The sequence below is a fragment of the Pseudoalteromonas sp. MBR-15 genome (assembly GCF_053628915.1).
The window spans coordinates 46507-66736 of sequence record NZ_JBRJHH010000011.1; the positions used below are offsets into that span (position 1 = coordinate 46507).

Genomic DNA, 20230 nt, shown 5'->3' on the forward strand with positions numbered 1-20230 from the left:
CGAAGTTACCAAATCATTTCTGCAAATTCAGGGTGATCAACAAATGGGTTACGATTTCCTTGGAATTCAAATGCGGCTTGGTTTCTATCAAGTTCAAGCTGACTAACAGGGTCGTCGTTATGCCATTTTAATAGCATCGCAATGACCCAGTTCTCGAACACCTGACTTGATGAGCCATTAAGCACAGCATTGCTATACGTTGTGTTGTTTTGCCAGTTAGCAATCACATTTTCATAGCGTGTTGCCATGTAAAAATAAGCCCGTGCAAAATCACCTTTAAACTCATCAATCGGTTCGAATACCGTACCTGAGTAATTTAATGAACTGGCGGCACTGCCTAATTTGCTTCCATTACTAGAGGTGTAGCTTGCACTGGCGACTTCGCCGAAAGGGTAGTTACTGCGTTTTGAATTTACATAGCCATCAGTGGCAAAGATATGATGTACATCTGAATTCATGGGCTCAACAGTGCCACCAAACCAGCTTTTTGGGAACGAATGCTCGCGGTTATAGCAATCAGCTTCACTGTTGTAGGTACCGCACTGGTCGCTCACAGCAACATAGTTATAGCTGTCTTGGCCTGCTGGATTCTCTGAATAACGGTCTAAAATTGAGTTATCATTCTCAAAGTATTTATCACGCGATGCGAGGTCGTAAAATCCCCAAATAGCCGAATAACCTTGTGAGTTATGATCCTTAATTATGTTGTACAGTTCCGTTTTTAAAGCATAGCCTGTAAGGCCTTGAGTCGTTACATAATATCCTGTCGGTTCTGTTGGTGTGGTACCGCCGCCATTCCCGCCGCCAGTGTTATCACCTAAACTAAACGGTGTAGCCTCTGAGCTTTGGAAGCTTGCGCCACTGGCAAGCACAGTTTGACCTAAAGAAAGACTGTAGCTGCCATTACCGAATGAACAGCACATGCCATCACCGTAACTATCAAAAATAGTGAATGTGTAGTCACCATCAACTAAACAGGCTTGCTCATTATAGTTCGTATTAGCAGCGTAGCTGCCGCCTGATGCTACTGTGCCGCCTTGAGCATTGGTAATTTGCCAACTGGTCTCTTCCCCATAGTTGTCGGTGGTGAGGGTAAGCGCGACTTGGTTATCTGTACAGCCCCCCGCAGGTGGAGGCGGTGTGCCAGTGTTTGGCGCAAAGTTATCGACATAAACAACTTCGCTGCCATCAAAGCCCGTTACGTCGTAAAAACGTAATCCTACATCGATAGAGGTTGTTACTGATGCGGTATATTGATAGCTGATCTGTTGCCATTGGTTTGTTAATGCTGAGTTTGAATAACCTTGGTAGCCATCAACGACAAGGCGTGCCTTCACCCCCCCTTCGGTATGATAAACCCACGCCGAAAACTCATAGCTTTCACCCGCAACGACATCAACCATTTGTAATAAATCAGTATTACTTTGCGTACCTGTATTCACTGTAACGCGAGCTGAGTAGTTACCCGAGTAAACTACATTACTGTTGCTGCTGAGATTTATACCACTGTCAATTGTGCTCCAACCTGAAGGGGCACCTGCTGACCAAGTTTCGAAATCAGCATTGTTGATATTCGCCATTGCTGAACTTGCTAAACACAGCAAACTGCTGGCTAGCATTATTTTATTACATGTCCCGTGTGACATTATTGTTTCCTTTTCATTGTTATATTGTCTGTTCTTAAAATGAACACAGCGAGTATAGGCTAAACACGGTATGTTGCAATAATGTTAACTGGTAAAATATTTATTCGACTAAGTGAGCATTTAATCTGTTTTTTATAGTAAATATGAAAATTAATAACTAAATGGAATATCAAAGCAGATTCTATTCTTTTTTAATCGCGCGAGACCTCGTTATTCTTCACGCTCAGATAAACTTTTAAAAAGCATCGTTTGAGCTCTTTTAAAGTCGAAAAAATTGTTAGTGAAATGCCAGTAGCAAGGGGTTTCGCAGTTAACTTTCAGGGTTACGAGGAATAAATTCATGTTGTTGAGTCAACTAAATGCAGCGGCGAGCCCGCTATCGCAAGAGCAAGTACAAAAGCTGCAAGGCTTAGTGGCTGAACTTAATCCAATTCAGCAAGCGTGGGTAAGTGGTTACTTAGCTGCGAGTGCTAATGCGGGTGCACTAACAGGGGGCGTTGCTGCGGCTCCTGCTGCAGGCGATGCTGCACCACTCACTATTTTATACGGCTCACAAACAGGCAACGCCAAAGGTGTTGCAAGCAAATTAAAAGAGCAAGCTGAGTCACGTGGATTAGTAGTAAAACTAGTCAATATGGCTGACTACAAGCCTACAGCCCTGAAAAAAGAAAAATTTATCACTGTTGTGGTATCAACATACGGTGAAGGTGAGCCACCTGAAGATGCAGAAAGCTTACATGAATTCTTAACCACCAAAAAAGCACCTAAATTAGATGGTGTAAAGGTAGCAGTAATTGGTTTAGGTGATTCAAGCTACGAATTCTTCTGCCAAACAGCAAAAGATTTTGAAGAGCGCTTCAATAAACTAGGTGCAGAAACTATTTTCCAACGCGCAGACTTAGACGTTGATTACGATGACGAAGCTGCAAAATGGATAGACGGTGCGCTTGATGCATTTGAACCCGACCTAAAAGCACAGCAACAAACAAGCGATGGTCAAGTGGTGGCAATGCCATTTGGTGCAGCAGCACCAGCAGCAAGTCAATACACCAAACAAAACCCGTTTGCCGCTGAGCTTAGTGTGGTACAAAAGATCACAGGCCGTGATTCAACGAAAGATGTACGTCATGTTGAGATTTCTCTAGAAGGTTCTGATATTACCTATACACCGGGTGATTCGTTGGGTGTGTACTTCTTAAATGACGAAGCGCTTGTTGATGAAGTGCTTGCGCTTACACAAATCGATGCATCGAGCACGGTTAAACTAGGCGACGAAACGCTAAGCGTACGTGATGCACTGATTGAAAAGTTAGAATTAACGCAGTCTTACCCTGGCTTTGTTGAAAAATACGCAACAGCAACGGGTAACCCTGAATTATTAAAGCTTGTTGAAGATAAAGCGGCTATGCGTGAGTACATTGAGCCTCGCCAAATCTTCGATATTATTCGTCAAAACCCAGCAAAGCTTGACGCACAAACGTTAGTAGATTGCTTACGCAAACTACAAGCGCGTTTATATTCGATTGCATCGAGCCAAGCCGAAGTTGAAGAAGAAGTGCACTTAACGGTTGGTCTGGTTGAGTTTGACGCATTTGGCAGCGAGCACTTAGGGGGCTGTTCTGGTTATTTAGCGCGTCGAGCTGAAGAAGGCTGTAAGGTAAAAGTATTCAGTGAGCATAACGACAACTTCCGCTTACCAGTAAGCGACGAAACGCCCATTATTATGGTGGGACCGGGTACCGGTATTGCGCCATTCCGTGCGTTTTTACAAGAACGAGACGCCCGTGAAGCAAGTGGTAAAAACTGGCTATTCTTTGGTAACCCACACTTTACGCAAGACTTCTTGTATCAAGTAGAAATTCAAGGCTACTTAAAGTCAGGCTTACTCACTAAAGTGGATGTAGCATTTAGCCGTGATCAAGCAGAAAAAGTTTATGTTCAAGACAAACTACGTAAAAACAGCAAAGAGGTGTTTGCGTGGTTAGAAGCCGGAGCACACATCTATATTTGTGGTGATGCTAATCGTATGGCGAAAGATGTGCACCACGCACTGGTTGACATCATCAAAGAAAACAGCGGCAAAGATGATGAGCAAGCTGAGCAATACTTAAAAGATTTACGTAGCGCCAATCGCTATCAGAAAGACGTGTATTAATCACGTTTAAAGCTAACAGCCGTCACCGTAACAAATTTAGGAAATACCATGAGCGAACAAGACAAAAACGTAAAGCTTTCTGATAACGAGCGTTTGAAAAGAGAAAGTAACTTTTTACGTGGCACCATTGCACAAGATTTAAAAGACGAGATCACCGGTGGTTTTACCGCTGATAACTTCCAACTGATCCGTTTTCACGGCATGTACCAGCAAGATGACCGCGACATTCGCGCTGAACGTGCTAAACAAAAGCTAGAGCCGTTACATAATGTTATGTTACGTGCGCGTATGCCTGGCGGTATCATCAAGCCTGAACAATGGTTAGCGATTGATAAATTCGCCGACGAGAAAACCAGCTACGGCAGTATTCGTTTAACAACACGCCAAACGTTTCAGTTTCATGGTGTACTTAAGCCCAATATTAAAGGCATGCACCAAATGCTTAATAGCGTGGGCATTGACTCAATTGCGACCGCGGGCGATGTGAACCGAAACGTACTGTGTACGACGAACCCAGTTGAGTCAGAGCTTCATCAAGAAGCGTACGAGTGGGCCGCGAAGATTTCTGAGCATTTATTACCAAAAACCAAGGCTTATGCTGAGATTTGGTTAGATGGCGAAAAGAGCGAAACCACCGAAGAGCCCATTTTAGGCTCAACGTACTTACCACGTAAGTTTAAAACGACGGTAACGATTCCACCGAATAACGAAGTGGATGTACACGCCAATGATTTAAACTTTGTGGCAATTGCAGAAAACGGCAAATTAGTAGGCTTTAACGTGTTAGTGGGGGGTGGTCTTGCGATGACTCACGGTGATACAGCTACGTATCCACGTAAAGCAGATGACTTTGGTTTTATTCCACTTGAACACACATTGAAAATTGCTGAGCACGTGGTGTCTGTTCAACGTGATTGGGGTAACCGTTCAAACCGTAAAAATGCAAAAACCAAATACACATTAGACCGTGTAGGTACTGATGTATTTAAAGCGGAAGTTGAAAAGCGTGCTGGTGTTAAATTCGAAGATAGTCGTCCGTACGAGTTTACGCATCGTGGTGACCGTATTGGCTGGGTAGAAGGCATTGATGGTAAGCACCATTTAACGCTGTTTATTCAAAGTGGCCGTATTTTAGATTACCCAGATAAACCACTCAAAACGGGATGTCGTAAAATTGCTGAAATTCACCAAGGTGATTTCCGTATGACGGCAAACCAAAACCTGATCATTGCTGGCGTACCCGCTGATCAAAAAGCCGTTATCGAAGAGATTGCTCGTAATCATGGTTTAATTGATGACAGCCATACTGAGCAACGTAAAAACTCAATGGCGTGTGTGGCCCTACCAACGTGTCCATTAGCGATGGCAGAAGCTGAGCGTTACTTACCAAGCTTAATTGAGAAAACAGAAGCGCTCTTAGCGAAACACGGTATGGGTGATGACAACATTATTATGCGTGTTGTGGGTTGCCCGAATGGCTGTGGCCGCGCAATGTTGGCAGAAGCAGGGCTTGTTGGTAAAGGCCCGGGTAAATACAACGTGTACTTAGGTGGTAACCGTGAAGGCACGCGTATTCCTAAATTGTATTTAGAAAATGTTGGCGAAGATGTCTACCTAGATGCATTCGATAAGCTCATAGGCCAATGGGCGAGTGAGCGTAATGACGGTGAATGTTTTGGTGATTTTGTTATTCGCAAAGGCATTGTTGCTGAAGTTAAAGTTTCAGTAACTGATTTTCACGCATAATTTTATAAGCGACACCGCTTTAAGGTTTGGAATTAACCATGAGTGAATTTAAAAACATCTTAACGATGAGCAAAGAAGACCAAACAGCCATGCTGGCTGATATTAACGGTCTTCTTGCTGAAAAAAGCGCTGAGGAGCGTGTTGCGTGGGCACTTGAAAACTTACCAAGTACACACTTTTTATCGTCTAGCTTTGGTATACAAGCCGCTGTGATGCTACACCTTGTGACATCGCAGCAGCCAGATATTCCTGTGGTACTGACTGATACTGGTTATTTGTTCCCAGAGACATATCAGTTTATTGAACACATGACAGAACGGTTATCGCTGAATCTTAAAGTGTACAAGTCTGAGCTCAGCCCTGCGTGGCAGGAAGCGAAGTTTGGTAAGCTTTGGGAGCAAGGAGAGGCGGGTATTAAGCAGTACAATCAGCTTAATAAAGTTGAGCCAATGACCCGCGCATTGAATGAGCTTAATGCGGGTACATGGTTCAGTGGCCTTCGTCGAGATCAATCATCGTCGCGTGCTGATAAACAAATAGTTGAAATTAGCCGTGGTACAGTGAAAGTGTATCCACTGATAGAGTGGAATAATCGCGATATCTATCAGTACCTAACGAAACATGATTTGCCGTACCATCCGCTTTGGGAGCAAGGCTATGTGTCAATGGGTGATGTGCATACAACACGTAAACTCGAACCCGGTATGACTGAAGAAGAGACTCGTTTCTTTGGGTTAAACCGTGAGTGTGGTTTACACATTGATGGTGACGGTATTTAGTCCTAATTTCCTATCAGAAAATTCATAAAGCGCGACATCGGTTGCGCTTTTTTTATACCAAAAATGTATAGTCCATGGCTCAATCGAGTGAGAGAAAATCATGAGCCGTTTAGTTATATTATTCTTGTTGTTTAGTCCATTGTGTTTAGCCGATACGCTTCGTATAGGATTGCCTGATAGCGATTATCCTCCTTATCATTTTATGGCCGGTAAAGAAGAGGGCATTGTGAGCGATTTACTGAACCGTTTTGCAAAACAATATGGAGTGAGTATTGATTACTTTTACGTGCCAGAGAAACGTTCACAAAAAATGCTTGATGAAGGGTTACTTGATGGTCGAATCGAGTCTGTAGAGTGGTATGTTGGACAGAATCAATACTATTGGAGTGATGCGCTCGCGATGGTAGAAGATGTATTGGTCATGCCAAGTGGCTGCCATATTCCTATGATTGAACAGCTTGCCGGGTATGTGCTTATGGCGCGTTATGGCTACACCTATCCCCAGTTTGAACACTTATTTCAATCAGGTGATATGCACAGAGAGAATTTTTACTCAGAATTTGAAATGCTACTTGCCTTAATGGATTGGGAGCATAACCAACGCGTCGCAGTGATTTCTCGGGATGCCTTAACGTGGTATGTTGCTCGCAATAATGATTTTAAAAAGTTCACTGTGAGTGATTACTCTGTAGGCAAAGCGCCATTACAGTTGCAGTTTGCGTTTGATGAACGTGGTAAAGAGACCAGCAAACAATTTAATGACTTTCTGAAAAATCTCAAATCATCAGGAGAGTTTGCTAAGATAATGAATAACTACCAATAACGGATAAATTGGATCATGAAGCGATTTTGCTATCTTGCAGTAATGCTATTACTGACCAGTATTGTGCTGCTATTTTATATAAAAAAGCCCGATGGTCAGCCTTACTTATCGCTCAGCATGTTGCAACGTTATTCACAACAAGTAAGTCATGATGTCACTCAAAGCGCGTCACAAAATGTTGAGTCGTGGGGTGTTAAAGCCGAGCAGCTTTTAAAGCAATTTAGCGAGCCTGATAATGGTCATGCAGCTGTTGTGGTTTATAAATGGCAAGATGAGCAGGGACAGTGGCATTTTGCAGATACACCTCACCCACAATATGCGAGTACGTTGGTGACGTTAGACTCGCGAGAAATCACGGTGTTACCCGCAGAGAGTTTTCAAGCAGACCCCGAAAGCAAGTTAACTGAGACTCAGGTTAAATCAGCTGCAGATTCGAATTTATACGACCCTAAAAAAATACAACAACTCATACAAGATGCTGAGCAAATAAAGCTGCAAATTGAGCAACGTAATAAGCAATTAGAACACTAAACGTGCGTGTTTTTTGTGGTTAATTCGCTTTCAAGCTTCATTAAAAGAATGGTTAAATAAATCTTTGTCGGTAATGAAAATAATACGCCTACCGCGATACAAGCCGCACTGATCATAATGCCGTGTACACCTAGGCTTTCATCTAAATAGTTACTTGCTAACAGCGAGTGGCCTAAAATAATTAAGCAAATACCTAATATAATAAACACTTTAAGGGTTCTTATAATATTTTTTTCTGTCATTTTAAGCACCAACATTTAAAGGCGTAATTAAAGTGTAGGTGCTATATGATTTAGACGGTTTGTTTTAAATCAAGTAATGATTGGTTACTTATTGAGCTTTACTGGGCCGTTAATATTGTCAATACTTAAGTCGCCAGAACCAGCCTCAATAATAGTGAGTCCAAGGGTATCATTGACATAAATACTGCCAGAGCCATCGGTGATGGTAACGAGCCCTTTTATGTGTCTTACATCTATATCACCAGAGCCGTCTTCGATAGTGAGCGCACCACCTAATGTTTTAACGCTAATACTACCTGATTCATCAATGATACGTGCTGGGCCTTGGCTATTCTCGATGCGAATATCTCCAGAGTCATCTTCAATATCAATACGGCCTTGGCCTTGGTCTATTATAATTGAGCCAGAATCGTCTTCTATGTTGATATTGCCGCTTACATTACTAATGTGAATGTCGCCAGAGTCATCATCAAGACGAATATTGCGACCTCCTTCAATCACAATGGATCCTGAGTCATCATCAATATTGATATCGCTTTGCATAGCACGTATGACGATATCACCTGAATCATCATCAATATCAAGTTTAAGCTGTGCTGGCACAGATACGATTAAATCGATATGAGGTGATGAGCCACTGTAAAACGACACGCTACCATTATTGAACTTACTGATAAGCTCTGCTGTGTCGCCGTGTTTTTCAAGTGTTAGCGTATAGGTTTCATCGCCTTTAGCCGCATAGATATTGGCATTCACTGTGATAGCTGTGGCATTGCTGTCGCCTTTGGTGATCAGTGAGCCTGCTTCGGCATCGATTTTTAACTGACTTACATTTGCAGCCGAAACGCGTAAGTCTTGTTGTTTTTGTTCAGCAAACTGATCCGCAGATACATGAATAACACAGCCGGCTAATAATAAGCTCGATGAGATGGCAGTTGCGCACATCGCGCGTTTGAATGATGCAATAGTCATATGGATTCCAAAATTATTGTGATTTTTATCTGGTTAGCATTTGCAAATTATGATCCAAGTTTAACATGCTGATTTTTATGTTCTTTTCATTTTTTGTAACTAAGTGTGCTGGTCTAAACTGCAATTTATTGGTGTTTTAAACAAAAAAGGGGCTGAAATCTCAGCCCCTTAGTTAACTTAAAAGTGATTACTGCTCAGCCAGCATATTACGAAGTACATACTGTAAAATGCCGCCGTGTTTGTAGTAATCCCACTCTTTGGGTGTATCAATTCGCACATCAACACTAAAGCTAACTTGCTTACCTTCGCTGTTAGTTGCAATTACGCTGACTTCATTGGTTTTGTCGTATAAGCCTTCAAAATCAAAGGATTCTTGACCAGTCAAACCAAGCGATTCATAACTTTCACCCTCTTTAAATTGAAGCGGTAATACGCCCATACCAATCAGGTTAGAGCGGTGAATACGCTCATAGCTTTGCGCTATGACTGCTTTTACACCCAGTAATAAAGAGCCTTTTGCTGCCCAGTCACGTGATGAACCGGTCCCATACTCTGCACCAGCCAAAATAATCAATGGGGTACCGTCTTGTTGATACTGCATGGCCGCATCAAAAATGCTGGCAAGTTCATCTGTTGGTTGTATGCGTGTGACGCCCCCTTCAGTGCCAGCAGCAAGTAAGTTTCTTAATCGTACATTGGCGAAGGTGCCGCGCATCATGACTTCATGATTGCCTCGACGAGAGCCATACGAGTTAAATTGTGCTTTTTCTACACCATTTTCTTGTAAGTACAAGCCAGCAGGAGCATCGGCTTTAATCGCCCCCGCAGGTGATATATGGTCGGTGGTGACTGAGTCTCCAAGTTTTGCTAAACAACGTGCTCCACTGATCGTGGGGATACCGGGCGGTTCTATTTCCATGCCATCAAAGAATGGCGCTTTTTTAATGTAGGTTGATGCGTCATCCCAGTCATAAAGCTTACCTTCAGGGATTTGGATTTTTTGCCAGCGATCATCACCTTGATAAACATTACCGTAGCTCGATGCAAACATCTCTTTGGTGACGGTATCACGCACTAACTCACTCACCTCACTCACACTTGGCCAAATGTTCTTTAGATAAATGTCGTTACCATTGGGGTCTTGTGCCAAGGGTTCATTGTATACATCAATGTCGGTGCGTCCCGCGATAGCGTAGGCCACAACAAGCGGAGGTGATGCTAAAAAGTTCATTTTTACATCTTGGTGGATACGGCCTTCAAAGTTTCGATTGCCCGATAAAATAGAGCTTACAACAAGTTTATGTTTTTGAATTGCTTCACTTATTTCATCAGCGAGCGGGCCTGAATTACCAATGCACGTGGTACAGCCATAACCCACAAGGTTAAACCCAAGCGCGTCTAAATCATCCATTAAATTCGCTTTTTTCAAGTAATCAGTGACCACTTGAGAACCTGGCGCGAGTGATGTTTTAACCCACGGTTTTACTTTCAACCCTAGCTGTTTGGCTTTTTTAGCAACTAAACCCGCCGCCAGAATAACGCTCGGATTTGACGTGTTTGTACAGCTTGTTATTGCTGCAATGACACACGCACCGTCTTTTAACTCAAACTCTTCGCCTTTAAAGTTAACTTTGGCTGCACCCATATATTGCGCTTCGTTAACAGGATCATCCGGATTTGTTGTCGGACCTTCATCTTCGATACGTGCTTCTTGAGTATCACTTTTATCACGCTGTTGCATGCGCTCATTTTGGAAAGCTTTTAAGTGTTCCCCAATCACCTCGCCTGCTTTATCAAGGGCAATACGGTCTTGCGGACGTTTGGGACCAGCAAGGCTAGGCACTACATCATCTAAAGACAGCTCTAATGTATCGGTGTAATGTGCTTCGTCGCCTGGGTTTCGCCACAGTCCTTGGTGTTTGGCGTAGTCTTCGATTAGCTTCAGCTGTTTTTCATCGCGATTTGTTAAACGCAGGTAATTAATCGTTTCATCATCAATCGGGAAAATACCACATGTTGCACCATACTCAGGTGCCATGTTTGCGATGGTAGCGCGATCTGCAAGTGGTAAGTCAGCAAGGCCATCCCCATAAAACTCAACAAATTTACCCACGACGCCATGTTTACGCAGTATTTCGGTTACTGTGAGCACTAAATCTGTGGCGGTTGTGCCTTCGGGCAAGCGACCATTAAGCTTAAAACCAACCACTTGTGGAATTAGCAAGCTAATGGGCTGACCAAGCATGGCCGCTTCGGCTTCTATGCCACCGACACCCCAACCAAGTACGCCTAAGCCGTTAATCATTGTGGTATGCGAATCTGTGCCGACTAGGGTATCTGGATAAGCGAGGGATTGACCATTTTTTTGATCGTTAAACACCACACGGGCCAAATACTCTAAATTAACTTGGTGTACGATACCGGTTGCGGGTGGCACCACTTTAAGGTTATCAAAGGCTGTTTGTCCCCAACGTAAAAATTCGTAACGTTCTTTATTTCGTTCATATTCGAGCTTGGCGTTTAAGTCGAACGAGCCATCTTCGCCATAACCATCAACTTGTACAGAGTGGTCTATTACGAGTTCCGCAGGTGACAGTGGATTAATTTTAGCGGGGTCTCCGCCAAGTTTTTCCATGGCGTCGCGCATTGCGGCTAAATCAACAATCGCAGGGACACCTGTAAAGTCTTGCATCACCACGCGCGCAGGCGTAAAGGCAACTTCGGCGGAGGGTTTTGCTTGTGGATCCCAGTTTAGAAGTGCGTCTATATCTTGCTTTTTAATGTTTACGCCATCTTCGTTGCGTAATAGATTTTCTAACAATATTTTTAATGAGAAAGGCAGGCGTTTGGCTTTGTCACCAAGACCTTGTAAAGAGTGGATATGATATTGCTCACCATTAATCGTAAGCTGTTTTTGGGTATCAAAACTGTTATTCATTATTTGCCCCTGTGGTTTACGCAAGCAATGCTCGCTTTTTATGTTTCCTTTACGAGATATCTGCAAACTTAATACCAGCTATTAAAATTCACCGTGCTGATGAAAAAATATGCTATCTAATTATAGTTGATGCCGATGCAACTTATTTCAAGGGGAGAGAGCAAGAAAAGAGCAGTAATTAGACAGCAGCTCATAACATAGACTGACGTTAAGTTAGCCAATGCTGCTGTTTTGCGTGATGGCTAACAAGCAACAATAATAAGCCAATTACAATCACGCAAAATGGCATTGCCAAAGCACTAAAACCAAAGAGGGCGAGGCTATCGATTACGATAAAGTTGTAATACTGCTGGACTAACACAGCGACAAACGAAATAAGAAACAACTCTCTCGCGAGGGCTTTTTTAGCAAGCAATAACATGCTTGCTAAGCAGGCTGAAAACACCGCTATCGCAAAGGCAAGCGTTGACCACAGCGGGATATCACGGTATGCGGCTTGTTGATCGAGTGGTAATTGGTCAATCATCTCTGGGGTAATGAGTAGCTGCATAATAAGTGCAATTACCCCGAGTAGATTCCAAACTAATGCGGCCCAAGCAAGTGGTTTGAGCCAAGCGGGAGAAGTCATAAATCACCTTTATATTGTTATTATTAAGCACAATTAAAGGTGATAAATATTAACTAAGCAAGGCTAACCAAAAGAAATAGGGCGACGACCTGTTTTTTCGTCTACTTTAGGCTTTTTAGTGCGCTTACGTTTTTTGGCTGTTGATGCGCTGCTCTCTTGCGGGGCGTTCTGTCGTTGTTGCTCAGGTTGTTTTTCTGGGCGAGGGTTCGGTATTGCATCCTCACTTAAGGTTAATTGAAATTGCTCACCATCAAACGAAAGTACGTCGCCACTGTATAATTTTTTCCGTTTTATTGTACAAATTTCATAGTTAACTCCAACATAACCTTCACCGATTAAGGTCTTTGCTTGGCCACCTGTCTCAACTAAATCGAGCACTTTAAGTAAGTTACATAACTCTATTGGCTCTTCTTCAAGCTCAATTTCGATGAAATCTTCGTTCATGTTGGTCTCTCATAATTTAATCGCAGCCATTATAAAGCCTAGCACTGGATTGAACCAAGGTTAAATTTTTAAGCGCTTCACATACTTAAAAAATGAGCATAAAAAATAATGACGTATTTTGCAGAGTCGTAAGAAAACTGCAGTATTTCATAAGTACACTGCGCGCGTCTCGATATGGTGCGCTACTTGCTAAATGCAACGTCGTTTTATTTATTATTCGTTCAGGAGAAGTAGTCATGGGCGTTAGGTCAGTACTGAAAAAAGAACTAATGGGGTTAGACGATACATCGTTACTTGCAGCAGATGATGTGCGTGCATTATTAACCCAAACAATGAAAGCGCAGCCTGATAAATCAGAACAAGGCTTTGCATTAATTTCGCGTTTTAATGATAACCACAGCCAGCTTGCCTATGGAGAGGAGAGTAAAGAAGAGTTACTTGAGTATCAGGTTCACCGCTTATTTAAAGATATTCTTTACACTCGACGCAGTGTTGATAAATGGCTAAGTCACCATTTAAATTAGTTGATTAATCAGCTTTCCCCCAATAGACTACACTTGTAATCTATTGGGGGGAATAGTATGAACAGGATGTATATTTGGTGTGTGCTGCTATTGTTAGTTGGTTGCCAACAGCCAACTGTTTATGTTTATACAGAAAACTTAGACGCACAGCAGCAAGCTCAGCTCGATTTAGCCTTAAGTGCTCAGCGTTTACCTTATAAATACACGCAACTGAGTGTGCCGCGAGAGTTTGGCGACGCGACTTTGATGTTATCCGAAGATAAAATTTTGACTGAACAGACTGAGATCTTAGCTGGCATCATGCAGCGACTGGGTTATCAGCCTGAGATCAAATACACCACCGCCGCAAATCACTTTTACAATCATGGCAATATTGGCTTTTACTTAAAAGCACCGAGTGAGGAGGATGAAATTTCTCTGCCTAATCGTGTTTTCACAACACACTGCGATGAGGATAAGTTTAATGGACTGATGGTGACATTTACCGAGAAGCACGCCGAGTTTGTGCTTCCTGGCGGGACCCCAGTATCACTTAAGTGGGATTATCTGTACGGTTATCTGGTTATTTATTATAAAAACTATTCACAGACCTACAGCCATTCAACACCCTATGTAAGTACACCTTTTGGTGAAAAGCCAACAGATACCTATCGATATACTATTAGGGTTAATCAGCCTAGTTGGTTAAATTGCTCGTTGCAAATAGTCTATATGGACTAAAAAATCTTTACCTCAACTAAACTTGAGGTTTTAGCATGGCTGTCATCATTACTTATAAGGACATGCCATGCAAAGCTACATTAAACATTATCTAAATTCTTTGGCTATTGATTACATTAATGAAGACAGAAATCTTGCATTGATTGAGCGTTTACAAGCGGCGCATTTAGCTCGCTATAGTTTCAGCAGTGTCAATGCATTACAGGCTAAATCACTGAGCCTTGATGACGATAAAGTGTTTTCACGTTTAATTAATTTACAAGAAGGAGGTTATTGCTTTGAACATAACAAGATCTTCTCTCTTGCGTTGGTCGCACTCGGTTTTGACGTTGAAATACTCATAGCGCGGGTGATGCTTAACGGCCGTGAAGAAAACCCTCGCTCGCACCGATTAACAAAATTGACACTCGAGGGTAAACACTATTTGCTCGATGTTGGCTTTGGGGTAAGTACACCGGTAATCGCATTGCCAATTGATCAGTCGTCACGGGTCAGTGAAGGTGTGAACTTATATGAAATTAGCCGACATGACAGGCTAATTGATGTGAGGCAAGTTTTACCAAATGCTCAGCATTTATACCGCGTTGAACTGGCTCAATTCTATGAGAGTGATTGCGAAATCGCTCATTTCTATAGTCATCACCATCCAGACGCTGCATTTGTTAACAACCTTGTTGTATCACGTATTGAAAAGGGTGAACGCTGGCTTATTCGAAATAATCTACTGCATTATTGGCACGAAACATCAGCAGTTCATACGCAACAGGTTATTCAATCACGTGAGCAATTACATACATTACTTACAGACACATTTCTTTTAAATGTAAGCAAAGCAACGTCTGCATGGTTAATGGAGCGCTATGTATTAGCCGCGTGATTCGAGGAAGTTACTCAGTTTAATAATACGCTCACTCATGCCTTCGATGATGCGATCTTTAATTTTTTCGCGTATCACGTTAGGCAAACGGGTGAGGGCTTCCGGTGTGATTGCCAGTAAAATAGTATCCACTTTAGCGCGGGCGCTAGTACTGCGCTCGCGATTATTGATAAATGCGCCTTCACCAATAAACTCACCCGGTTCAATGGTGCCGAGCTCAAGCAAATGGCTTTGCTTAAAGATGATTAATGAACCACTCAAAACAATATAGAGTCGCTTGTCATTATCAAACTGTTTAAATACAGCTCGACCTTGTTGTACTAAATACAAATGACTGAAAGATTCTAATAACACCTGTCGTTCACTCAGGGTAAACTCCCGAAAGAACGCCAATCGGTTAATAATTTCCATCTGCTTAATAAGCGGAATATGTTCGATTAACTTCATTACTTACATCGTTTATAACGCAAAATTAGCTAATATTGCGCTCTTTTAACTTGCGGGTCAATGTATTGCGCCCCCAACCAATTTTAACCGCAGCCTCTTGTTTGTGGCCTGCACAATTTGCCAGTGCGGTTTTAATTAAACGAGTTTCCAGTTGAGCTTGAATCGCGGGCCAAATGTTTTCTTTCCCTTGTTTAAGCTCAAGGTTTAACCATTGTTGGAAAGCTTCAAGCCAATCACCTTCTTGCTCTACAGGTTCTGCCGCGATAATTTCCGGTGGTAAATCTTGCTCACTGATAAGCTCTCCAGGTGCCATTACGGTTAACCAACGACAGGTATTTTCGAGCTGACGTACGTTACCCGGCCAGTTAAATAACCGCAATTGCTCGGTCGCTTTTGGGCTTAAAATTTTGCTTTCGACTTGCAGCTCTTTGGCGCTTTTATGGAGAAAGTGTTGTGCTAAACGTTCAATATCCTCTGTACGTTCACGAAGAGCTGGTAAGCGAAGACGCACCACATTTAAGCGGTGGAATAGGTCGTCACGGAACTTACCTTGTTTTACCAAGTCTTCTAAGTTCTGATGGGTGGCGGCAATAATACGAACATCTACTTTAATACTTTGATGCCCGCCAACACGGTAAAACTCACCATCGGCTAAAACACGTAATAAACGGGTTTGTACATCCAGTGGCATGTCACCAATTTCATCTAAAAATAGCGTTCCGCCATTCGCTTGTTCAAAGCGGCCTTTACGAATACTGTCGGCCCCTGTAAACGCGCCTTTTTCATGGCCGAATAATTCTGACTCAACCAGTTCTTTAGGGATGGCAGCCATATTAAGAGCAATAAACTGGTTTTCTTTTCGTGGGCTATGGTTATGCAATGCACTGGCGACAAGCTCTTTACCAGTGCCTGATTCGCCATTGATTAAAACACTCATGCTTGATGCAGATAATTTACCTATTGCACGAAACACTTCCTGCATAGCAGGGGCTTCACCAATGATATGGGCATTGGTTTGCGGTGCTTGTTTGCGTCTGGTTTTCTTTGTGGAGTTTGCACGGCAAGCACTTTCAACTAAAGAAACGGCTTCTTCTAAATCAAACGGTTTTGCGAGGTATTCAAACGCCCCTTTTTGAAACGCATTAACCGCCGAATCTAAATCCGAGTGGGCAGTCATGATAATGACAGGTAACCCAGGGTTTTGCTCAGCGATTGTTTCTAGTAACGCCATACCATCCATACCAGGCATACGCACATCAGACACCAGCACGGTAGGCTGGCTAAACTTTAAAGCATTCAGCACTTCTTGCGCATTGGCATAGCTTTGAGTTTCAAATCCTGCTCGTGCCAGCGCTTTTTCTAATACAAAGCGTATTGAGGCATCATCATCAACTAACCACACTGTTTTCATGACTACTCCAAAAAAACCATTAATCCGTAAAAGGCAAATAGATATTAAATTCTGTATGGCCTGGCCAACTGTCACACTCTATGTGTCCATCATGTTGGTCAACCAACGTTTGCGCGATGGATAAGCCAAGACCCGACCCATTTTCTTTATTGGTAATCATCGGGTAAAACAAGGTTTCTTTTAAACTCTTGTCTATGCCTGGACCGTTATCCGAAATTTGGATCAGCAAGGTTTTTTTCGGTGCTTTACCAGGGCGTCTATGTTGATGGTTGATACGGGTTTTTATTCTAATTTCTCCCCCATCAACGAGCGCCTGTTGTGCATTACGAATAATGTTTAATACCACTTGTTGAATTTTACTCTGATCGATATACACGCTGGGTATGCTCGGGTCATAGTCTTTCACTAACGTGATATTTGCATTGTTATCAAGCATGCTTAATTTAACGACAGACTCAAGCGCTTGGTGAATATTGCCATACGACTTATGTGGCAGTTGATTCGGGCCAAGTAAACGGTCGACTAATTCACGTAAGCGGTCTGCTTGTTCAATAATGAGTTCTGCACATTGATCTCGTTCTTGCTGATCAACCTCATACTGCAATAATTGCGCCGCTCCGCGTATACCCCCCAAAGGATTTTTTATTTCGTGGGCTAAACCACGAATTAAATTACGTGCAGCTTGATACTGATGCATTTGATTTGAGGCCTGATCGTGGCGAATTTCATCGTCCATCTGGCGGCATTCAAACAAGATATAATTGTCATCTTTATTGGTAATTCGGCGTGTACTAATTGTGAGTTTGGCATGGCGAGAATCGATGAACACCACGTCAGCTCTATGCTGGTGGCAATCAACACCATCAAAGAGTGAATACTGAGCAATGCGTTTAAGATCGATAGAGTGGTAGTTAAACAGGTTATCAAACGGTTGGTTGAGAATGCGCTTTGGCCCTAAACCAAGTAGCTCACTGGCACTATCATTGGCATAAACAAGTTTAAAATCACGGTTAAGTAAAATAACCGCTGTACTTAAATTTTTCCAAATGCTGTCGAGCAATTCTGAGTTAAATTGTGTATCACTGAGCATGGTTGCACCATTTTAGTGCGTTACGATTAAGTGCAGCTTAGCATAATCCTTTTGCATTGCGAGGCGCGTTTGAAAAAATTAATTCCCACCAAAAACAGACGCTCTGTGCATGTAGAATGTGCTAACTGGACTGACCGAAACGAGTTTATTGTTCGCATTAAATAGTTTGGCTTGTAATGTGTGCTCGCCTCGATTTACGCCTCGTAGTGCAAAAGTAGAACTGTTACTTAGTTCGCCATGGGGGGCACCATTTACAAAAAGTTGTACTTTAAAACCCGTTGCAAAGCGAGGAATGACACGGGTTGTAACATAAACAGAACCGGAGTTTTCTCTGACTGTTGCTTGGTCTTCAGGTGAGGAAATAGCGATTTTAAAGTTTACGGGTGTTGCACTGGCTGTGTTATCAAGAATACTGGTGTCGGTAGCAGGCATGGTCAAATTAGGGGTATTAAGCTTTACTTCGGTAGCACCGGGGCGTGGCGTATCAGAAAATACCAGAACACCATTTTTATCTTTCCACGAATACACTTTTTTTGTTGTTCCATAACCAAAAAAGCTTACCAATAGTAACAAAAATACCAATAAAGTTGTTCTTTTCACCCTGCGACCCTGCATTTTTTTATTTAATTAAAACTGTAGAGGAGAACACGCCTAATTACCATTAAAAAAGCCCGCCAAAGCGGGCTTGAGAACACACATTAATTATTTACTGTCTACGACGTATTAAACGCTGTAGTACATTTCGAACTCAACTGGGTGAGTTGTCATGTTAAGTTTTTCAACTTCTTTGTTCTTAAGTGAGATGTATGCATCAATTAGGTCGTCAGTGAATACACCACCTGCTTTTAAGAACTCACGGTCAGCATCTAAAGCAGCAAGTGCTTCGCTTAGTGAAGAGGCAACTTGTGGGATCTCAGCTGCTTCTTCAGCAGGTAGATCGTATAAGTCTTTATCCATTGCATCGCCAGGGTGGATCTTGTTTTGAATACCGTCAAGGCCAGCCATAAGCATTGCAGAGAATGCTAAGTATGGGTTTGCTGTTGGATCAGGGAAGCGTACTTCGATACGACGTCCTTTTGCAGATGGTACTACAGGGATACGGATTGAAGCAGAGCGGTTACGTGCAGAGTATGCAAGCATTACTGGCGCTTCGAAGCCTGGTACAAGACGTTTGTACGAGTTAGTTGACGCGTTAGCGAATGCGTTGATTGCTTTAGCGTGCTTGATGATACCACCGATGTAGTAAAGCGCTTCTTCAGAAAGACCTGCGTATTTGTCACCAGCGAAGATGTTCACGCCATCTTTACCTAAAGATTGGTGACAGTGCATACCAGAACCGTTATCACCTACAAGCGGCTTAGGCATGAATGTCGCTGTTTTACCATAAAGGTGAGCCATGTTATGGATAACATATTTCATCTCTTGGATTTCGTCAGCTTTTAATACCATTGTATTGAAGCGTGTTGCGATTTCGTTTTGACCCGCAGTTGCTACTTCGTGGTGGTGTGCTTCAACAACTTGGCCTAGCTCTTCAAGAACTAAACACGTTGCTGAACGCCAGTCGTGAGATGAGTCGATTGGTGAACATGGGAAGTAACCACCTTTAACACCTGGACGATGACCTTTGTTGCCACCTTCGTAATCTTTATCTGAGTTCCAAGCCGCTTCGATGTCGTCGATTTTATACATAGAACCAGACATGTCTGATTTGTATTTAACGTCATCAAATAGGAAGAACTCTGGCTCTGGGCCAAATAATACTGTGTCTGCGATACCTGTTGAACGCATGTACTCTTCTGCACGTTTAGCAACAGAGCGAGGGTCACGCTCGTAACCTTGAAGTGTTGAAGGCTCAACAACGTCACAACGTACGATTAAAGTTGCTTCTTCAGAAAATGGGTCCATTTTTGCAGACTCAGGAACAGGCATTAATACCATGTCTGATTCGTTGATACCTTTCCAACCAGCAATTGAAGAACCGTCAAACATTTTGCCGTCTTCAAAGAAGTCTTCATCAACCTGATGATGAGGAATAGAAACATGCTGTTCTTTACCTTTGGTATCAGTAAAGCGTAAATCAATGAACTTAACGTCATTTTCTTTGATAAAATCTAAAACCGATTGTGACATGTGTCCTCCAATTGTTGGGTTTTATTTTTGCTGCATTATTGCTTTTGTTCTATGTAAGCTGGTTTCATGCCAAATTTTTAACGCCTTGTTTAGGCTTATAAAAATAAAATAAAGCGCATTTTGTTAA

At 42.5% G+C, this 20230-nt stretch carries 19 protein-coding genes; 8 read left to right on the forward strand and 11 right to left on the reverse strand.

All coding sequences use genetic code 11. The features are described 5' to 3' along the window. Positions 1-5 precede the first annotated feature (5 nt). The gene (locus ACSSVW_RS14870) at positions 6-1646 is read right to left on the reverse strand and encodes an endonuclease (protein WP_454179579.1); all 1641 of its coding nucleotides are present in this window, start codon (positions 1644-1646) and stop codon (positions 6-8) included. A 340-nt stretch (positions 1647-1986) separates the two neighbouring features. Here ACSSVW_RS14870 and ACSSVW_RS14875 point away from each other — a divergent pair, with 340 nt between their 5' ends. From ACSSVW_RS14875 to ACSSVW_RS14895, 5 genes are all read left to right on the forward strand, one after another. Beyond that, positions 1987-3801 carry an assimilatory sulfite reductase (NADPH) flavoprotein subunit gene (locus tag ACSSVW_RS14875; RefSeq protein ID WP_454179580.1) on the forward strand — a complete coding sequence of 605 codons (1815 nt, stop codon included), beginning with the start codon at positions 1987-1989 and terminating at the stop codon, positions 3799-3801. Between the two features lie 48 nt (positions 3802-3849). Beyond that, complete coding sequence (cysI, locus tag ACSSVW_RS14880; RefSeq protein WP_182395997.1) at positions 3850-5547, forward strand: assimilatory sulfite reductase (NADPH) hemoprotein subunit; 1698 nt, start codon at positions 3850-3852, stop codon at positions 5545-5547. A gap of 38 nt (positions 5548-5585) precedes the next feature. Further along, positions 5586-6326 carry a phosphoadenylyl-sulfate reductase gene (locus ACSSVW_RS14885; protein ID WP_036974190.1) on the forward strand — a complete coding sequence of 247 codons (741 nt, stop codon included), beginning with the start codon at positions 5586-5588 and terminating at the stop codon, positions 6324-6326. A 100-nt stretch (positions 6327-6426) separates the two neighbouring features. Continuing rightward, positions 6427-7149: a substrate-binding periplasmic protein gene (locus ACSSVW_RS14890; RefSeq protein ID WP_182395999.1), complete on the forward strand. Its 723-nt coding sequence runs from the start codon at positions 6427-6429 to the stop codon at positions 7147-7149. A 15-nt stretch (positions 7150-7164) separates the two neighbouring features. Next, complete coding sequence (locus ACSSVW_RS14895) at positions 7165-7680, forward strand: DUF4124 domain-containing protein (protein WP_081759806.1); 516 nt, start codon at positions 7165-7167, stop codon at positions 7678-7680. Here the strand turns inward: ACSSVW_RS14895 and ACSSVW_RS14900 are convergent. From ACSSVW_RS14900 to ACSSVW_RS14920, 5 genes are all read right to left on the reverse strand, one after another. Continuing rightward, positions 7677-7922, reverse strand: a complete 246-nt coding sequence (locus tag ACSSVW_RS14900) for a hypothetical protein (protein ID WP_036974184.1) — start codon at positions 7920-7922, stop codon at positions 7677-7679. The two genes, ACSSVW_RS14895 and ACSSVW_RS14900, sit on opposite strands and share 4 nt — an antisense overlap. 84 nt (positions 7923-8006) lie before the next feature. Next, positions 8007-8894, reverse strand: coding sequence for a hypothetical protein (locus ACSSVW_RS14905; RefSeq protein WP_454179581.1), 888 nt, complete (start codon positions 8892-8894; stop codon positions 8007-8009). A gap of 187 nt (positions 8895-9081) precedes the next feature. Next, positions 9082-11832 carry an aconitate hydratase AcnA gene (gene acnA, locus ACSSVW_RS14910; RefSeq protein WP_075594181.1) on the reverse strand — a complete coding sequence of 917 codons (2751 nt, stop codon included), beginning with the start codon at positions 11830-11832 and terminating at the stop codon, positions 9082-9084. Positions 11833-12040: 208 nt separating this feature from the next. Beyond that, positions 12041-12460 (reverse strand): hypothetical protein, encoded by a 420-nt coding sequence (locus tag ACSSVW_RS14915; RefSeq protein ID WP_454179582.1) that lies wholly within the window; start codon positions 12458-12460, stop codon positions 12041-12043. Between the two features lie 63 nt (positions 12461-12523). Continuing rightward, positions 12524-12904, reverse strand: a complete 381-nt coding sequence (locus ACSSVW_RS14920) for an RNA-binding S4 domain-containing protein (protein WP_036974175.1) — start codon at positions 12902-12904, stop codon at positions 12524-12526. Between the two features lie 236 nt (positions 12905-13140). Here ACSSVW_RS14920 and ACSSVW_RS14925 point away from each other — a divergent pair, with 236 nt between their 5' ends. The 3 genes from ACSSVW_RS14925 (at position 13141) to ACSSVW_RS14935 (ending at position 15025) form a co-directional block, all read left to right on the forward strand. Further along, positions 13141-13428, forward strand: coding sequence for a hypothetical protein (locus ACSSVW_RS14925; RefSeq protein ID WP_065978927.1), 288 nt, complete (start codon positions 13141-13143; stop codon positions 13426-13428). 57 nt (positions 13429-13485) lie between these two features. Beyond that, on the forward strand, positions 13486-14148 hold the full coding sequence (locus tag ACSSVW_RS14930; RefSeq protein ID WP_036974172.1) for a hypothetical protein: 663 nt from the start codon (positions 13486-13488) through the stop codon (positions 14146-14148). Positions 14149-14215: 67 nt separating this feature from the next. Then, positions 14216-15025: an arylamine N-acetyltransferase family protein gene (locus tag ACSSVW_RS14935; RefSeq protein WP_454179583.1), complete on the forward strand. Its 810-nt coding sequence runs from the start codon at positions 14216-14218 to the stop codon at positions 15023-15025. On the opposite strand, the gene ACSSVW_RS14940 is transcribed toward ACSSVW_RS14935, so the two are convergent. The 5 genes from ACSSVW_RS14940 to glnA form a co-directional block, all read right to left on the reverse strand. After that, positions 15014-15472: a cyclic nucleotide-binding domain-containing protein gene (locus tag ACSSVW_RS14940; RefSeq protein ID WP_036974168.1), complete on the reverse strand. Its 459-nt coding sequence runs from the start codon at positions 15470-15472 to the stop codon at positions 15014-15016. The genes ACSSVW_RS14935 and ACSSVW_RS14940 overlap by 12 nt on opposite strands. A gap of 25 nt (positions 15473-15497) precedes the next feature. Next, complete coding sequence (gene ntrC / locus ACSSVW_RS14945; RefSeq protein WP_036974166.1) at positions 15498-16883, reverse strand: nitrogen regulation protein NR(I); 1386 nt, start codon at positions 16881-16883, stop codon at positions 15498-15500. Between the two features lie 19 nt (positions 16884-16902). Further along, entirely contained in the window at positions 16903-17973 is a 1071-nt protein-coding gene (glnL, locus tag ACSSVW_RS14950) for a nitrogen regulation protein NR(II) (protein ID WP_036974163.1), read from the reverse strand. Positions 17974-18051: 78 nt separating this feature from the next. Further along, entirely contained in the window at positions 18052-18573 is a 522-nt protein-coding gene (locus ACSSVW_RS14955) for a DUF4124 domain-containing protein (protein WP_454179584.1), read from the reverse strand. 123 nt (positions 18574-18696) lie between these two features. Further along, on the reverse strand, positions 18697-20103 hold the full coding sequence (gene glnA / locus ACSSVW_RS14960; protein WP_036974159.1) for a glutamate--ammonia ligase: 1407 nt from the start codon (positions 20101-20103) through the stop codon (positions 18697-18699). Positions 20104-20230 lie beyond the last annotated feature (127 nt).

Excerpts from the sequence above, each read along its gene's own strand:
- ACSSVW_RS14905 (WP_454179581.1), bottom strand. The coding sequence starts at position 8,894 with ATGACTATTGCATCATTCAAACGCGCGATGTGCGCAACTGCCATCTCA.
- acnA (WP_075594181.1), bottom strand. The coding sequence starts at position 11,832 with ATGAATAACAGTTTTGATACCCAAAAACAGCTTACGATTAATGGTGAG.
- glnA (WP_036974159.1), bottom strand. The coding sequence starts at position 20,103 with ATGTCACAATCGGTTTTAGATTTTATCAAAGAAAATGACGTTAAGTTC.
- ntrC (WP_036974166.1), bottom strand. The coding sequence starts at position 16,883 with ATGAAAACAGTGTGGTTAGTTGATGATGATGCCTCAATACGCTTTGTA.
- ACSSVW_RS14885 (WP_036974190.1), top strand. The coding sequence starts at position 5,586 with ATGAGTGAATTTAAAAACATCTTAACGATGAGCAAAGAAGACCAAACA.
- ACSSVW_RS14870 (WP_454179579.1), bottom strand. The coding sequence starts at position 1,646 with ATGTCACACGGGACATGTAATAAAATAATGCTAGCCAGCAGTTTGCTG.
- glnL (WP_036974163.1), bottom strand. The coding sequence starts at position 17,973 with ATGCTCAGTGATACACAATTTAACTCAGAATTGCTCGACAGCATTTGG.
- ACSSVW_RS14920 (WP_036974175.1), bottom strand. The coding sequence starts at position 12,904 with ATGAACGAAGATTTCATCGAAATTGAGCTTGAAGAAGAGCCAATAGAG.
- ACSSVW_RS14890 (WP_182395999.1), top strand. The coding sequence starts at position 6,427 with ATGAGCCGTTTAGTTATATTATTCTTGTTGTTTAGTCCATTGTGTTTA.
- ACSSVW_RS14935 (WP_454179583.1), top strand. The coding sequence starts at position 14,216 with ATGCAAAGCTACATTAAACATTATCTAAATTCTTTGGCTATTGATTAC.
- ACSSVW_RS14875 (WP_454179580.1), top strand. The coding sequence starts at position 1,987 with ATGTTGTTGAGTCAACTAAATGCAGCGGCGAGCCCGCTATCGCAAGAG.
- cysI (WP_182395997.1), top strand. The coding sequence starts at position 3,850 with ATGAGCGAACAAGACAAAAACGTAAAGCTTTCTGATAACGAGCGTTTG.
- ACSSVW_RS14900 (WP_036974184.1), bottom strand. The coding sequence starts at position 7,922 with ATGACAGAAAAAAATATTATAAGAACCCTTAAAGTGTTTATTATATTA.
- ACSSVW_RS14925 (WP_065978927.1), top strand. The coding sequence starts at position 13,141 with ATGGGCGTTAGGTCAGTACTGAAAAAAGAACTAATGGGGTTAGACGAT.
- ACSSVW_RS14930 (WP_036974172.1), top strand. The coding sequence starts at position 13,486 with ATGAACAGGATGTATATTTGGTGTGTGCTGCTATTGTTAGTTGGTTGC.
- ACSSVW_RS14895 (WP_081759806.1), top strand. The coding sequence starts at position 7,165 with ATGAAGCGATTTTGCTATCTTGCAGTAATGCTATTACTGACCAGTATT.
- ACSSVW_RS14940 (WP_036974168.1), bottom strand. The coding sequence starts at position 15,472 with ATGAAGTTAATCGAACATATTCCGCTTATTAAGCAGATGGAAATTATT.
- ACSSVW_RS14915 (WP_454179582.1), bottom strand. The coding sequence starts at position 12,460 with ATGACTTCTCCCGCTTGGCTCAAACCACTTGCTTGGGCCGCATTAGTT.